Genomic DNA, 15,701 nt, shown 5'->3' on the forward strand with positions numbered 1-15,701 from the left:
ACCTCCAGCCTCGCAGAAGTCGCCGGCACAGGCATGGCCAGCAAGACGCCAACCACACCCACACCTGCACAGAGCCTTACTTCTTGCCGGCGCGCTCCTGCGCAATCAGCTTGTTCAATATGGCAAACAGCTGCTGCTCGCCACCCGCCTGGCTTACCGAAGTCGAATACTTGCCGTTAACGATAAAGGTCGGCACCCCATTGACGCGATAGTCACGAGTCATCTGCTTGGCACGGCCAATCTGGCTGCCGATACCAAACGACTTGTAGGCAGCCTCAAACTGGGCACGGTTGATACCGCGCTTGGCCACCCACTCAAACAACGTCTTCTCGTCACGCAGTTCCACCCGGCCACCGTGTATGGCATCAAACACGGCACGCTGGTGCTGAGCCAGCAGGCCCATGGTACGCAGTGTCACAAACAGCTTGGTGTGGCCTTCCATGTCCGAGCGGCCATCCCACATCACATGCTCACGGCGCAGAACCACATCAGGCGGCAGGCTCTTCTCCCAGGCCGCCACCGCAGGCTCCAAGGCGCTGCAATGTGGGCAGCCAAACCAGAAGAACTCGATCACCTCGATCTTGCCAGGGGTAGCCACAGGCTGGGCAACCGGCAGCTTGGTTACCGGGCCAGCATGGTCGCCAGCAGCCAAGGCCGAGGCACCGATTACCGACAGACCCAATGCCAACAAGGCACGGGCAAATAGACGCTTGCTGTTCATACAGAGTGCTTTCTCATTGTTTGGATGGATCAGGCGGCCATCCAGCGGCCGCCATTGTAACTGCTGAAAAACTGAAGCTCATTCAAAAAGCGTCGAAAAGCGCGCCAATGCAGCGCCCTCCACGCAACGTGCAAGAGGCACTTCCGTCGCGGCAACAAGGGCGGCACAAAACCTTTACCCGGCCGCCACCCCAACGCCTAGCACAGGGTTTCCCTGTGCGCCAGCGCCTGACCAACATCGCTAGACAAATGCCAGCCACCACGGTTCCCCATCAACAGCCGCTTCAGCGCCGGCGCCACCGGCAATCCAACAGGGCAAACGCCCCGTCAGACGCGTCAACTGCTAGTCTCAGCGGAGAGGCCGCAACTGTCAGCCAAAAACACCAAAGTTATTCAGAAAGGCCGCCATCGAGCCGCCTATCAGCAACACCAGTATCAAGGCCGTACGCAGATTACGGCGCGCCATGGCAGCCCTGTCTCGTTGCTTGTCGTTCATTTCCTGCTCGCTCATTGAATACCCACTCCTTCATTGCCCGGATGCCCTACACCGCACAGATAGCCACAAAACGCTACCGTGACGCCAGTAAAACAAGACTTGTCTGAATACATCATGAAAATCGGCGAAACAGCCCAGTCGGCACAACGCACCGCAGAGACCCTACGCTACTACGAAAGGCCGACAGCCTGCCATGAACCCAATCCTTGGTGGCTACTCGCCGACCGGGTTGGAGCCAGCACTGGCGCTGCATGCCAATGCCGCCTGAACCAGCAGGCCCAACCCAGGTCAAGACGGACACAGCATAAATCTTGAAGTAACTACAAGGTCAAGCACCCAGCTGCAAAATTGCTGCCTGCAGGTTGGCCCGGGCTGGCAGCTCCAGCCGCTTAAACAAAGCATCGGTCGCATAAATACGCGGCCGCGCCAGAAAACCCGCAAGCACAGCAGCGCGCCTGGCCGCAAAAACAGCCGGCGCCACCCAGGCATACTCCTGCCTGATCTGCTGCTCATACTGGGCAAAGCGCGATGCCTCCGCCCCCAGTATCGCCAGGTCGATATCCACCAGCAGCTGGGCATCCACCGTCAGAGGCAGCACGTCATGCCGGGTCGCCATGATCAACTGCACCACCCGCTCCACCGCCGCCCCACCCACCCCGGCCGCCAGCAAAGCCTCCCACGCCCAAGCCGCACTGCGCGCCTCATTATCCCGGCCCTGCACATCATAAATGGCATCATGAAACCACAAAGCCAACGCCACCTCCCCCGGCCGCTCCGCACAGGCAGAGGTGGTTTCAAACAGCGCCAGGCACTCATCCAGGTGCTGCAAGGTGTGGTAGAAGCGCTGGACCTCCCCATACCGCGCCAGCAACGCAGCCAGCAAAGCCGCATCAGGCTCCGCCACCCCCACACCCATCCAGGCATGACGCCAGCTTGCAATTCTGTCCACCATATCCCACGCGCCGCCTGCTATTGAAACGCCACATCGTACCTCAGCTCACCCGATTGGTCGGCCCAAGCAGAGCGGCTACTGCGAGGCTCGGGAGCTGCCAACAGGTATGCGCCGCACACACTGTGTGAGGACTGCCATTTCGCAACAGCGCCGAAATGAGTTGCCTAGTAGCCCGTTTTACCCAGCCGGCGTCGTCAGCGCTGCAATCATCTCCTTGACCGCAACAGCCGCCAGCTCCGGCTTCTCGAAGGGAAACAGGTGCCCGCCATCAAACTCTGCCAGTTTCACGCCGAAATGCCGCTTCATGCTGGCAATGTCGGCTGGCCGTACATAGATCGAGGTCTTGCCGCCGATAAAGCCGGTAGGCACTGTCAGCTTGCCTCTATGGCGTGGAAAAACATGCGGCAGGCCAACATAGATGCGGTACTCCACTTCGGTGTCAAACTTGAGCCTGACGCCGTTTTCCGTCGGTACAGTGCCCTCCATCACATAGTCGCGCAGGCAGCGAGGGTCGAAATCGGCAAACATGCCGCGTCCCTCGAAATGGCGATAGGCAGCTTCCGTGCTGGGCCATTCGCGGCGGCGGGTACGTGACCCCCGGCCTGGGGTCAATCGCTCGATAAAGCCAAACCATTTCCCCAGGCGCAACATGCTGGAAACCCGTCTGCTGAAGATGGGGGAATCGAGCAGCACGACGGCGCGAAACAGGTCGGGCCGCTCCATGGCACACATGAAGGAGAGAAACCCGCCCAGCGAATGACCAACTGCGATCACCGGCTGGTCATAGCGCTGCTCGATGTAGCGTATGGATTCAAGCACCTGATTTGGCCAGCAGTCATGCACGGGATACCGCGGATCATGCCCCAGCGCTTCTATGTAACCCACATCGAAATCAGCTTCGAACTGCGACAGGAACTGCTTGTAGCTGCTGGCCGGAAAGCTGTTGGCGTGGGAGAAATGCAGAGGAGTTTTCATGCGAGTCCGGGGCGGCCAAGTTTGCATGGCAGAAAGGTGACATGTCACCCTATCCGCCACTCAAATAAACTATCTAGCGGTTGCTAGAATATTAACTCGAATCATACCCTCGCCCTGCCCTGACTGTCAGCGTGGTGGATGAATTTCCTGCCAGCCGGCATCCAGCCTGGGCAACAGCACCTTGTCCGCCGACAGGCGCATCATCAGCTCGGATGCAGGCATGGGGCGACCCAGTAGATAGCCTTGCACCAGATCACAGCCGGCGGCACGCAGGAAATCAAACTGCTCAACCGTTTCCACGCCCTCGGCCACAACCTTCAATGCCATCTTGCGGGCGATGGCAACAATGGCCTCCGTGATGACCATGTCGTCGCCTTCGTGTGGGATGCCCGAGATAAAACCACGGTCGATCTTGAGGTTATCCAGCGGGAACTGTTTGAGGCTGACCAGCGAGGAGTAGCCGGTACCAAAGTCATCAATGGACAAGGCGACGCCCATTTCCTGCAAACGCAACAGCAGCCTCACGGCATCCTGCGGTTGTTGCATCACGGTACTCTCGGTCAGTTCCAACTCCAGCATATGGGGTGGCAGGCCGCTCTGGCTCAGCGCCTCGCTGATATAGCCCAGTAGATTGTCGTCGGCAAACTGGCGGGCGGAAAGGTTCACCGCGATATGGCGCAGGCCATAACCTGCATCCAGCCACTCCCTGCCTTGCCGACAGGCCTCCTGCAGCACCCAGGCGCCGATGGGCACAATCAGGCCATTCTGCTCAGCCAGGGGGATGAACCGTGCGGGCGGCACCAGACCCAACTCCGGATGCCGCCAGCGTATCAGTGCCTCCACCCCAACGATCTCGCCCGTCTCGGTCGCCACCTGTGGCTGATAATGCAGTTCAAACTCGCCACGCTCCAGTGCGTGCCTAAGGCTGTTTTCGAGCAGCAGATGCTCAAACGCCTGGGCATTCATCTCCTTGGCAAAAAACTGATAGGTGTTCTTGCCCCGTTGCTTGGCCCTATACATGGCCACGTCAGCGTTCTTCAGCAGCGACGCCGCATCATGGCCGTCCCCTGGGTACACAGCCACACCCACGCTGGCGGTCACGAACATCTCGTGGCCATCGATAAAGAAATGCTGCGCCATAGCATCGACCACCCGGTTCGCCACGTCAGCTGCCATTTCCGGGTTGGGCAGGTTCTCCAGTACGAGGGTGAACTCATCTCCGCCCAGGCGACCCAGCAGATCCGTCGCCTTGACCTGGTTGCGCAAACGCTCGGTGGCAGCCACCAGCAGCTTGTCTCCCGCACCATGCCCCAGTGTGTCATTGATGGCCTTGAATCGGTCCAGGTCGAGAAACAACACGGCCAGCGACTGCTTGAGATTCCGTGCCCGGCTGATCTCGTGCTCCAGCTGGCTCATCAAGCCGCTGCGATTCAACAGCCCTGTCAGACCGTCATGGTTGGCGAGATAGTGCAGCCGGGTTTCCGCCTCTTTGCGGCTGGTGTAGTCGGTAAAGACTCCAACATAGCTATTGATGCGCCCTGCATCATCACGCACCGCCGAGATGGACATCCACACCGGATACCACTCACCACCAAGACGCCGATCACGCATCTCACCCTGCCAGTGACCATCACGTGCCAGGTGGTCGAGCATTTCATGGTTGAATTCAGCACGGGCATCCTGCCGCATCAACATGCGCGACAGCTTGCCTATGGCCTGCTGCGCCGAATAACCGGTAATACGGCTAAATGCCGGGTTCACTGCCACGATCCGGCTATCGGCATCTGTGATCAGTATCCCCTCAGAGGCTGACTCGAATACCCGCTCTGCCAGCCTGGACTGCCGCTCCGCCTCAATCCGCTGGCTTACGTCCAGCGCAATACCCATCACGGCCAGCCGACCATCGTATTCAAATACCCGGCCATGCGCCTCCACCCACAACAAGCTGCCATCGCGACGCCTGGCGCGGTAGGTATAGCGGGCACTTTCCATTTCGCCCGCCAGTCGGCGGCGGTGATAGTCGCGCAACAGGGGTAGATCCTCGGTGGCGGTCATGTCCTCCACCGAAAGACCGATCAGCTGGTCGGCCGAGTCATAACCCAGCACACGCGCAATTTCTGGATTGGCATAAACCAGCCGGCCATCCTGCACCACATACAGGCCAACCAGCGACAGCTCCACAAATGCGCGAAACTTGCCTTCCGATTCCAACAGCTTGCGCTCTGCCGCCCGTATGGGCGAAAGATCGCTGATGATGGCTATGTAGTGGCTGACGGCATGGTGCTCGTTGCGCAGTGCGCTGATCGACAGCATGGTCGGATAGACGTCGCCGTTCTTGCGCAGGGCCAGGAACTCCCCCTGCCAGCGGCCGCTGCTCAGGGCTGCCGCCACGATATGCTCCAGGCGCGTGCCACTGATGCGGTGCTCCAGCGACAGCACAGGCTGCCCCACCAGCTCATCGCGGCGATAGCCCGACAGGCTTTCCAGGGCAGAGTTGACGGTAACGATCATGCCCATGGCATCGGTCACCACGATGCCTTCGCTGCTGGCCTCGAAAGCCCGCGCATACAGCGCCAGTTCATGCTGAACGGTGATGCGGTCGGTAATGTCGATCAACACACCGACCAGACGATGCTCGCCCCCCAGCCGGGCAGCCCTGCTATGCACTTCACAATGCCTTATCTGCCCATCACCGCGCAGGATGCGGAAGGGATAGCGCAGGCTATCGACCTCCCCCGCCATGCGGCGGCGAACGTTCTCGGTTACCAGCTCAAGGTCATCAGGATGTATGACGCGACTGAGCGGCAGGTCAGACAGCGCATCGCGTGGGTAGGCCAGGATATCGGCCATGGCCTGATTGCCATAGACGATGCGGTCAGCCTCCAGGCAGTAGATACCAACCAGAGACTGCTCCACAAAGCCAGCAAGTTCTGCGGCAACTTCGGTGTCGTCAGGCTTGGCGGCAGAACGTAGATGACAGAAATAGGCCACCCCTCCACCTATGGCCACGGCCAGGGGCAGTGCCACCCATGCAGGCAGCAGGCTCGCCGCCAGAACAGCGGTAGCCGCAACCGTCCCCTTCAACAGGGGCGGCCAGATTCCGGGGGTCTTCTCCATTGCGCTCTTGGTGTTTGGGTGTCAGCCAGGGCCAACAACCGTACTCGGCGTATTTCAGCATTTGATTGTAAGGTAAATCCGCCAAACCACCAGTTACCCATCCACCCCAAGCCGCCAAACACCCCAAACCTGATGCAAACCGCCAACTACCCGCGCCAGACGCGAACCACTCAAGCCGCGCCAGACAGCCTCACAATCGCCAGCCCTGGCAGGCTGCGCAAATGCTTGTTCAGTATCTTGTAGCTATCCAGGTCAAACGGCATCTGCCCCACTTGCTCCAGCAGCTCGGGCAAGTCCTCTTCGCAGTTCACTGTACCCAGGTGGCGCCAGTGGTCTATCAGGTGCAGATCCACCGCCGCGCTGGACTCGGCCTGTTCCTTGACCAGGATAGGTCCGCCATAGGGCCAGCTATTGAGCTTGAGCTTGGCCAGCACGGCGCAGGCACGCGCCTGGTGGGTCAGCATGGGTTCCTTGTTGACGCAGGCACCACGGCATTTGCCTATCTGCATGCCAAAACAGGGCGTACCCGCTCGCCGGCTTGTACGTTCCAGCCCCAGTGCCATCATGCATAGCTTGTTGGCCTCGGCGATCTTGCGCAGGGTGTTGGTTGCCTCCCGCTCATTGCCGTAAAGCCCAAACAAATTGGTCTGGCGACTAAAGTCCAACTCGTGGGCGTAGACCAGCTCAAGCTTGGCACTCCCCTCTGCATTGGGCTCATAGCGCCAGGCGCACAACTGCTCGTCGCACCGCTGCTTTGGGTTATGCAGTGGCTGCAGTTGCTTGAGCAGGCGTGCTTCCATCAGCAACGCCCCCAGCTCGCCAGCGGTGGATATCCAGTCTATGCGGGTGATCTGGTGGTGAAAGCGCAGCGCCTTGCTGGCACGCCCATCCCCAGAAAAATGCGCCAGCACGCTGCGCTTGAGATTACTGCTCCGCCCCACATAGAGCGAGGCATCGCTGTCACCATAAAACAGATACACCCCATGGCCATCCGGCATGGACTCGATCACCTCGGGATCAACACCTGCGGGCAGACTGGCCTGGCGGCTGATCTCCTCCAGCACGGCATTCAATTGCTCTGCCGGTAGCTCACGCTTGAGCTTGACCAGAAACTGGTAGATCAACCGCGCATCGGTCAAGGCACGATGCCGCTCACCTTCAGCAACCAGGCCATTGCGCGCCGATACGGCATCCAGATTGTGCTTGTACTCGCCAGGAAACAGCTTTTTCGAAAGCTTGACGGTACACACCACCCGCGCACGGAAGTTGAGGCCAGCGCGCTGAAACTCGTTCTTGAGAAAGCCATAGTCAAAGCGGGCATTATGGGCCACGAATACCCTGCCCTCCAGCCGCGCCAGCAGCGGCTCGGCCAGTTGGGCAAAGGTCGGGGCCTCCGCCACCATTGCGTCGCTGATGCCCGTCAACTGGCTGATAAATGGCGGAATGGCAGTCTGCGGGTTGACAAGGCAGCTCCACTCCGTCATGCACTCGCCATCCCACTCCACCAGGCCAACCTCGGTGATACGGTCGCGCTGCGCATTGGCCCCGGTGGTTTCGAGGTCGACAAAGATCAGCGGCTGGTCTAGCAAATCAGGCATGGTGCTACGCAATGAGAAGGGCAAGGGGCCGTCACTTTAATCGAAAGTCCAGGAATACAGCAGATCCGCCGCACTACTCTGCCCTGCGGTCAAGGCTACCGATACCCGCCGTGTCAGCTGATACGTCAGTTTTACCGCATAACCCACGCCGTCCAGACTCTGCTCGTAGCTCACATAGGCCTTGTCCGATACCCGCTTGCCCAGGCTGACCACCCGTCCCGACAAGGCGCCGCCATCCCCCTCGTCCTTGGTATAGCTGTCAGAGCGGCCAATGCTGATATCGTCCAGCCCCAGGCGGCCCGCCATCTGCTGGCGCAAGCCCACCGAGTCACCCGCTGTAAACAGCGCATCCGCCGCCGTCAGCAAGAGATCGGCATCGCCACCGCCCGCCGCAGAGCCGCGGCCCAATACCAACCAGGACAACTTCTCTGCATCCGACATGGCATCGTTGGATACCAGGCTCACCCTGGGCGCCAGGGCAGTGCCCACGATTTTCACCCCCACCACCACCGGCAGGTTCTTGCGCTCAGCCAGAATATCCAGCGCCGGATTGTCCAGCGGCCCCTGGAAAGTAATGATGCCTCGACTAATGGCCAGATTCTGGCCATAGGCGGCGTAGCGCCCTTCATCCACCTTGAGCGCGCCACTGGCAGAGAGGTTCTGGGTGGGGCTGGCGGCGATTCTCACCAATCCAGACAGGCGGGCATCCACCCCCTGGCCCTTGAACACGAATTTCTGGCCCAGATCCAGATCAAGCCGCAGGGTAATCGGCGGTGCCTTGCTGCGCTTGCGATCAGGCGTCTCCCGCCCCTTCACGATCACGTCGTCACCCAGCGTCGGCGCATCGCCACGCGGTAGCTCTATCAGGCCCTCATCGGCAGATAACTTACCGGTCAGCGTCAGTGCCTCGCCCTGCACACCCAGGGCGGTTTCTCCCGACACCACCAGGTTGCGATCAGGTCGGGTCAGCGCGCCAAATTGCGCAAACTTCACTAGCAGCGAGCCCTCAGGACCGGTATCCCGCAGACTCATACGGCCCGATGCGGTCATTTCCCCCTTGCCGGCCTTGAGCGATAAGGCCGAGAGCTGTGCGGTATCACCGTCCAGCGTGGCATCCAGCTGACCCTCGCGCCAATAGATACCACTGTCGGGCAGCCTCAGTGCCACGTCTTTGGCGCTGAGCCGCCCAAACCAGCTTGGCGCGCCTATATGCCCACCGGCCGTAACTTCAGCCGAAAGCTTGCCTTCGACCTTGGCGGCCGGCCCAAGTAGCGGGCCCACCCAGCCCAGGGATGGCATTTCCGCCTGCAGCTTGCCCTCCAGCGCAGCGCCTGCGGCGGGCCGCCACCCTTGTTCAGTACGCTCGAACCGGGTGCTGATACGGCCCGAAGCCGAACCGAAGGAAGCTGATTTCAGATCCAAGGCCAGGGCCGCCTGATCGCCAGCCAAATCCAGCTGCGCCTTGGCACTCGATAGCTTTAGTGGCATGGGCTTGATCGTCGGGTCATCCACCAGCAGTGCCAGGTCGCCAGTCTGCCTTTCAAGCACCAGGCTGCCTGCCAGTTTCTCATCGCCCTGCAAGTCAAAGCGTGCGGCCAGCACCAGGTCGGTAGACAGATTGGATTTGAACTCAGGCAAACGTTCCAGCCATTCAGCCAGCGCCACATCGCGCATATCGCCTTGGGCGCTGAACCGGCCACCATGATGCCACTCGCCACGCTGCACCCGTATCTTTGCCCCCAGTGCCACAGCATCCAGCCCCTGCACCGCACCGCCATCACGCGCCACCTGCAACTGCGCCGGCATGTTCAGGCGCACGGGCCAGACGCCCTTGTTTTCCAGTGCCACTACCTGCCCACGCCACTGCTGTGTATCCAGGCTGCCGCCCCCCTTCAGTAGTAGCTCGAAATCTTCCTCCGCCAGCTTGCCTGCCCCCTCCAGCTCCACCGTGTGGGCAGCCTGGGTGCCGCTAATCTGCAGCCGTGCCCGGTTCAATGCCAGCTTGGGGGCGGTCAGCTGTGTCACATCCAGCTTCAGCATGAGCGGGCTGCTGGCAGGCTTGTCGGGTGCGGCATCCAAGCGGGCCGCCAGCACGGCATTGCCTATTGCGATCTCACCAGGCAGGCGCAGCTGCTCACTACGGGCCGTCCCCTCCAGCGAAGGCCGTTGCAAGGTGCCGGACAGATTCAGCTGCGCCTCCAGGCGGCCGTTGAATCCCTTACCGAAGTCGCTGACATCCGGCATTTGTATATCCAGACGCAGGCTATTACCAGGCAGGCCAAAATCACCCTGCGCGTTCAAGCGATTCGGCCCCAGCGCCAATGCAGCCCTCACCTTCTGCAACACGGCCGCGGCCCGCCAATCCGCTGCCAGTTCGCCTTGCAGTGGCTGCCCGTTGAAACGGCTGGGAGCGATATCCGCCTTGAAGGTGAGTGCCATAGGCGCGGCCAGTTGCCCTGCCGCAGTGATATCTGCATTGATCTGACCAGCAGGCAGGGGGTAATCCACCAATTTGGCCAGGACTTGCGGGTCCATCCCTGCCAGTTTTCCGGTCAGCTTAAAGCTTTGCTTGCCTGCCAGCCCCAGCTCCCCGGTAAGCGCCAGGCTGCCTTCCGCCGCCTTCAAGATCAGTTGCTTCGCCACAAGCTTGTGGGCTGGCAACTCGCCAACCACGCCCAAGTCCATCGCCAGCGTCAACCGGCCATCGCCCACCTCACCTTGCAGCAGTGGCGCTTGCGGGCTACCGGACAACACCAGCTGACCGGATAACGGCCAGGCAGGGCCACCAAAAGCGGCGGGATTCAGCTTGCTCAGCACGGCCTTGATATCCAGCTGATCCAGCGTTGCCGTCCCCGCCAAGCCCAATTCCCCCTCCGCCAAACCGGCGTTCAGCTGCTCTATCCAGAGGTGTTCGGTATCCAGCCGCAGGCTGGCAGATGCTTGCCGAAGAGGCAGCCGGCCGGCTGGCCAGTTGCCAGCCAGCGGATTGCTCAGTTGCACACTCACCGCCACCGCCTCTTCGCGGCAGGGGGCACGCCTATGTTCCTGCCCTTGGCTGCCGACACGGGCATCATTGCACCTTGCCGGCCTGGCTTGCAGTTGTAAATCCAGCGCCGTGCGCGGCAGGCTGGCAGAGAGCACACGCAGATCCATCGCCTCGGTAGCCACTTCACCTGCCTTGAGTATGCCGTAGGCCGAGCGGGAAAACGGCGCAAGCCGCAAGTCGTAACGGGCACGGAATGGCTTATCCTGCACCGGGCCACCCTGGGCCTGTCCTACCAGGCGCAGGCTTTCCAGTGATTCAGACATTTTCAGTCCGGCCTGCCAGGGCGCGCCCTCTGCGCTGCCAGTCATCTTGAGCTCGCCGTGGAGCTTGAACGGCCGGGTACCCGTCAGTTGCAACTGGCCCTTGCCATCGAACCAGGGGGTGCGGGCTTGCTGTACCGTCAGCTGATGCAGCGTGCCAGTGCTCTCCAGCGTCAGGCTGGCAGATTGCAGAACATGCACGCCATCCACCACCACCTTGCCGACAGTGGCCGAGCGGACGCGCAAAGCCATCGGCAGATCCAAGGCATCGGGGACTTCGGTGGGGCTTGTACTGGGTTGGGTCCGTATGTCCAGATTGCCTAGCACCAGTGCATCCACCGCCACCCGCCCCACCAGCAATTGCGCTGGCTGCCAACGCAACACAGCACTGTCCAGCCGCACATCCTCAGTTTCGGTCTTGATCTGCACACCCTGCAGGCGCAGCTCTCCCCATAGCGTTCCTTCCACCTGGGCCACCCGGATCATGCCGTCGGTCAAATGCGTCAGCAGGGCAAACAGGCCACGCGTCCCGGTGGGGCTGGCTGCCATCAAAACTGCGGCCGCCAGCAGCGACACCAGCAGAAACAGGAACAACTCCAGCCACACCGGCCCCAGGCGCCATCTACGCTTGGCCTTGGGTGTTGCTGGCTGTGGGGCGGAAGTGGTCTGGGGCTCGCTCAAAACCCTATCCCCAGCGAAAAGTGAAAGCGCACTTTCTTGTCCGCCGCACCATAGGCCGCATCAAGTGCAAAGGGCCCCACCGGGCTAACCCAGCGGGCACCGACCCCATAGCCTTTGTACGCCTTGAAACTGAGCCAGTCATCAGCGGCGGCACCCACATCGGCAAATACTGCACCGCGCCACTTGCCCACAATGCGGTGCTGATACTCCACACTACCTATAGCCAGCACCCTGCCCCCCTCCACCGCACCGGTATCCGTCTTGATGCCGATGGACTGGTAGTTGTAGCCGCGCACCGAACCCGCGCCGCCGGCCCGGAACAGGGAATCGGTCGGCACACTGTCGCTGTTGTCGCTCACTACCTGGCCGGCTTCTCCACGCAACAGCACGATGCCCGCATCCCCGACAGGCATATACCAGGTGGCCCGCCCCCAGGCGCGCACAAAGTTGGTATCCGACAGCAAAGCCTTGGCCGCCCCCCCCAACTGCCAACTCAGCGCTAAACCGCTGCGTGGGTCTACCGGGTTGTCCAGCTCAGATCGCGACCAGGCTTGCGATGCAATCAGGGCGCGGTTGAGCTGCCTCTCCTTGCCCTCGGCCTGCTCCGCGCTACGGGTGTACTGCAAGGCCTGGGTTACCTCGATCAGACCCTTGAGCCGGCTGCGTTGCACCCCCAGGGTTTGCGCCGAAGTCCGTACCGCCTCCACATCTTCGTTCTTGGCCTGAAAACTGCTGCTGTAGCGATAGCCATCGACATCGGGCGGCAGCTTCACATCGGCATCAAAGCGCTGCTCTCGCCGCTGCAGTTTCAGCTCCAACGATCCTATCCAGCCACGGCCTCGCAGATTATTGTCAGTAAACGCCAGCCGCGTCCGTGCCCCCTTGTCGGTTTCATAACCCACACCGGCATCGGTGCGATAACGCGGTGCCTCGGCCAACTCCAGCTTGACCGGCACATCATTGGGCTGGCTGGCATCAATGGGTACATCGAGAAACACCGATGAAAAATACGGCGTGTTCTGCAAGGCAGTCTGAAAATCCAGCAGCTTCTGCTGGCTATAGCCCTCGCCAGGCTTGAAGGTCTGCAAACGCTCCACCAGCTCACGCGAATACTGCTTGAGCCCACTGACCTGCAACTGGCCAAAGGTAAACCTCGGCCCGGAGTCGTATTGCACGCTCAATTCCGCACTGTTCTTGTCCGGGTCGATATACGCGCGGCTGTCCCTGATGGATGCCGCCGGGAAACGGTCGATAATCAGTGCCTGCACACCACGCCGCTTGGCGGCATCCCAATCGGATTGGGTAAAGTATCCCCCTATGGGCAAGGGCCATACCTCAATCAACTCAGCCCAGCGGCTACCGAAATCGGGTTCCTCGCGGATGGCGCCTGCTATTTGCAGCTCCACATCATGCACCAGCGCCTGCTCGCCCGGCTCCACCTTGAAACCCAGCAGCCAGCGGTGACGCTCTGTCCCCATGCTCGCGGTGATCTTGGGGTTGAAATACCCCTGTGGCGCGAGCAGTTTCTCTATCTCCTTCGGCGTTGCCTCGTAGAGCCGCTGCAGTTGCTCCTGGTCGATATAGTCACTACCCTGCCAGCGCAATACCCCCAAGTTCTGCCGCAGCAGATCATCCAGCGGTGAAGGTGCAACAATCTCGACCCGATACTCTAGGCCGGCAGCATGGCCCTGTGCCGCCAACAAGGCAGTCAACAGATGCAGGGGGATAAGTTGGGATAGGCGGCGCACGTCGGGCAGTTTAGCGAGGCGCCGGCCCAACGTCATGGCATGTGTGAGCAAATCGTGGGGTATTCCATCGAGAACAAGGGCTTAACCGACAACCGGGGATACAATTATCGTCGATCGGGCGGTAAAATCAGGTTAGGGGAATATCCGCGCCGTGTAACGCGCATGATGGGGATAGACCAATGAGCATCTCAGGGGTTTCAGCCAGCAGCACATACTATGCATCCATGCCCGCGCGGCTGCATAGTAGTGGTTGCAGCTGCGCCATGTGCATGCCCCAGACCGTCAAGAGCTCGCCCCCCCCTACCGACCTCAGCGGCAAGCCCGTCAAGACCGATCCCGCCAAGCCCGAATCCGGCAGCGCCCAGGAGCAACAGCTCAGCCGCGAGGAAATGGAGCGCGTGCGCGCGCTACAAGAGCGTGATCGACAGGTCAGGCAGCACGAACAGGCCCATATGGCAGCCGCTGGCGGCCTGGTGGTATCAGGTCCCAGCTATACCTACCAGCGCGGCCCCGATGGCGTGAACTACGCCGTCGGCGGTGAAGTCGCCATCAGCGTATCCAAGGGCAGGACGCCCGAAGAAACCATCAGCAAGGCGCAGGCGATAGAACGCGCCGCACTGGCGCCGCAAGACCCTTCAGCTGCAGACCGCGCCATTGCCGCCCAGGCTAGGCAGATGGCGATGGACGCCCAGGCCGAGCAAGCCCGGCAAGCGCAGGGGGAGGAGCCCAGCGAGGCCGATGGCAAGACAGGTGCCACACTAACCGAAGCAGAAAGCAATACCCGCCAGGGCCAGCGTGCCCGCCAGGCTTATGAGCAAAGTCCCGGCGCACAGGATTTCAACCAAGGCTTGCTGAGTGCTTATGCTTGACAGCGCCTTGATGAGAGAGGCACCTAAAAGCAACACGGGTACGGAAACCCCCTGCAGCGGCACACTCAGCTACGCAAGAGCGCAGAGCCGGCGAATATCATTAAAGGGAACGCAACCAACCAGAATGCCAAGCTGACAACAATAGCGGCGACAGCCTTTAACTCAAGGACAATACTGAACGCCAACACGCTTACGGCAACAACAATGAGCGATCCTATGACCTGAATCATTTCGCCACCTGGGAAAATCCACGCGTTCGCCAATGCATTCAGAAAGAGCGAAAACGCGGCCGCTTTCATGGATTCAAACAGTCCCACCTCTGCAGACGCCATGCGGGCGGCAAACTTCACTACCCATCCTGTTACCAAGGAAAATGCGACCACCGCTACAGCCGCCTTGATTGAAATCATGGCCACAAACATCAGTAGCAATACCAATACCAATAAAAACATTACCGCTTTCCATTTGAATGTTAGCGACACTCAATCCGCATTCCGCATGAAATCTGCGGTGCGCCAGAATGCCTGCTCCAGATGATCAACCAAGGACTGATCCAGATTCATTTCACCCATGGCCTTGAACATGCAATAGAGCCACTCATCGCGCATGCGCTCGTCTATGCGAAAAGGCAGGTGCCGGGCGCGCAGCATGGGGTGGCCGTATTTTTCGATATACAGTGCCGGCCCGCCCATCCAGCCGGTAAGAAACAACCGCAGCTTCTCTCTTGCCTCGGCAAGATCAGGTGCATGCACACTTCGCACCCCGGCCGCGACCGGGTCACTATCCATGATGTCGTAGAAGCGCTGCACCAGGGTGGCGACGCCAGCCTCGCCGCCCAGCATGTCGTAAGGGGTGGTTTTCAGTAACTGACTCATAAAATGCTCTCTACTCCTGGCTGACAGCCAATGGTGGCAGGCCGTGTCGGGCACGGGCGCGGTTGCAGGCCGGCGGAAAGACCCCATGCTCGGCCAACGGGGCAAACTCGCGGCAAGGGCCAGGCCGCTCGGCATAGATGCCGCATTGCACCCGGCTGCCTATGGTGCCCACCAGTGCTATACAACGGGGCTTCAGGTAATCCGTACCGCGCAAGCGGCACAGCACATCGTTTTCGTAGTCCACCAGACCTACAGGGACTCGCCCGCCCTCCTCGTCCAACTCAGCGCGGTCAAAGCTCACCCGAAACGCCGCACAGCAGGCGCCGCAGCTCAGACAAGGGTTGTCGTTGGGGCTAGCGTTCAT

Annotated in this window: 12 protein-coding genes; 1 reads left to right on the forward strand and 11 read right to left on the reverse strand. The window is 60.7% G+C overall.

Translation table 11 applies throughout. The features are described from left to right. Positions 1-76 precede the first annotated feature (76 nt). From QWZ03_RS20175 to QWZ03_RS20210, 8 genes are all read right to left on the reverse strand, one after another. Positions 77-721 carry a thiol:disulfide interchange protein DsbA/DsbL gene (locus QWZ03_RS20175; protein WP_284196091.1) on the reverse strand — a complete coding sequence of 215 codons (645 nt, stop codon included), beginning with the start codon at positions 719-721 and terminating at the stop codon, positions 77-79. 369 nt (positions 722-1,090) lie between these two features. Beyond that, the gene (locus tag QWZ03_RS20180; protein WP_284196092.1) at positions 1,091-1,231 is read right to left on the reverse strand and encodes a hypothetical protein; all 141 of its coding nucleotides are present in this window, start codon (positions 1,229-1,231) and stop codon (positions 1,091-1,093) included. Between the two features lie 313 nt (positions 1,232-1,544). Further along, positions 1,545-2,168, reverse strand: coding sequence for an HD domain-containing protein (locus tag QWZ03_RS20185; RefSeq protein WP_290334412.1), 624 nt, complete (start codon positions 2,166-2,168; stop codon positions 1,545-1,547). A 177-nt stretch (positions 2,169-2,345) separates the two neighbouring features. Then, positions 2,346-3,143 (reverse strand): alpha/beta fold hydrolase, encoded by a 798-nt coding sequence (locus QWZ03_RS20190; protein ID WP_290334413.1) that lies wholly within the window; start codon positions 3,141-3,143, stop codon positions 2,346-2,348. A gap of 126 nt (positions 3,144-3,269) precedes the next feature. Next, positions 3,270-6,260 (reverse strand): PAS domain S-box protein, encoded by a 2,991-nt coding sequence (locus QWZ03_RS20195; RefSeq protein WP_290334414.1) that lies wholly within the window; start codon positions 6,258-6,260, stop codon positions 3,270-3,272. Positions 6,261-6,430: 170 nt separating this feature from the next. Continuing rightward, positions 6,431-7,858: a 3'-5' exonuclease family protein gene (locus QWZ03_RS20200; RefSeq protein WP_290334415.1), complete on the reverse strand. Its 1,428-nt coding sequence runs from the start codon at positions 7,856-7,858 to the stop codon at positions 6,431-6,433. Positions 7,859-7,894: 36 nt separating this feature from the next. Further along, the gene (locus tag QWZ03_RS20205; RefSeq protein ID WP_290334416.1) at positions 7,895-11,845 is read right to left on the reverse strand and encodes a translocation/assembly module TamB domain-containing protein; all 3,951 of its coding nucleotides are present in this window, start codon (positions 11,843-11,845) and stop codon (positions 7,895-7,897) included. Next, positions 11,842-13,593: an autotransporter assembly complex protein TamA gene (locus tag QWZ03_RS20210; RefSeq protein WP_290334417.1), complete on the reverse strand. Its 1,752-nt coding sequence runs from the start codon at positions 13,591-13,593 to the stop codon at positions 11,842-11,844. Before QWZ03_RS20210 ends, QWZ03_RS20205 begins: the two co-directional genes overlap by 4 nt. Positions 13,594-13,862: 269 nt before the next feature. Here QWZ03_RS20210 and QWZ03_RS20215 point away from each other — a divergent pair, with 269 nt between their 5' ends. Beyond that, positions 13,863-14,462: a putative metalloprotease CJM1_0395 family protein gene (locus QWZ03_RS20215; RefSeq protein WP_290334418.1), complete on the forward strand. Its 600-nt coding sequence runs from the start codon at positions 13,863-13,865 to the stop codon at positions 14,460-14,462. A gap of 65 nt (positions 14,463-14,527) precedes the next feature. On the opposite strand, the gene QWZ03_RS20220 is transcribed toward QWZ03_RS20215, so the two are convergent. The 3 genes from QWZ03_RS20220 to QWZ03_RS20230 are packed head-to-tail and all read right to left on the reverse strand — an operon-like array spanning position 14,528 to position 15,701. After that, positions 14,528-14,914, reverse strand: coding sequence for a hypothetical protein (locus QWZ03_RS20220; RefSeq protein WP_290334419.1), 387 nt, complete (start codon positions 14,912-14,914; stop codon positions 14,528-14,530). A gap of 30 nt (positions 14,915-14,944) precedes the next feature. Further along, positions 14,945-15,337, reverse strand: coding sequence for a group II truncated hemoglobin (locus tag QWZ03_RS20225; protein WP_290334420.1), 393 nt, complete (start codon positions 15,335-15,337; stop codon positions 14,945-14,947). Between the two features lie 10 nt (positions 15,338-15,347). Further along, positions 15,348-15,701 (reverse strand): YkgJ family cysteine cluster protein, encoded by a 354-nt coding sequence (locus tag QWZ03_RS20230; protein ID WP_284196118.1) that lies wholly within the window; start codon positions 15,699-15,701, stop codon positions 15,348-15,350.

The sequence above is a fragment of the Chitinimonas viridis genome (genome assembly GCF_030409555.1).
Classification (GTDB): Bacteria; Pseudomonadota; Gammaproteobacteria; order Burkholderiales; family Chitinimonadaceae; genus Chitinimonas; species Chitinimonas viridis.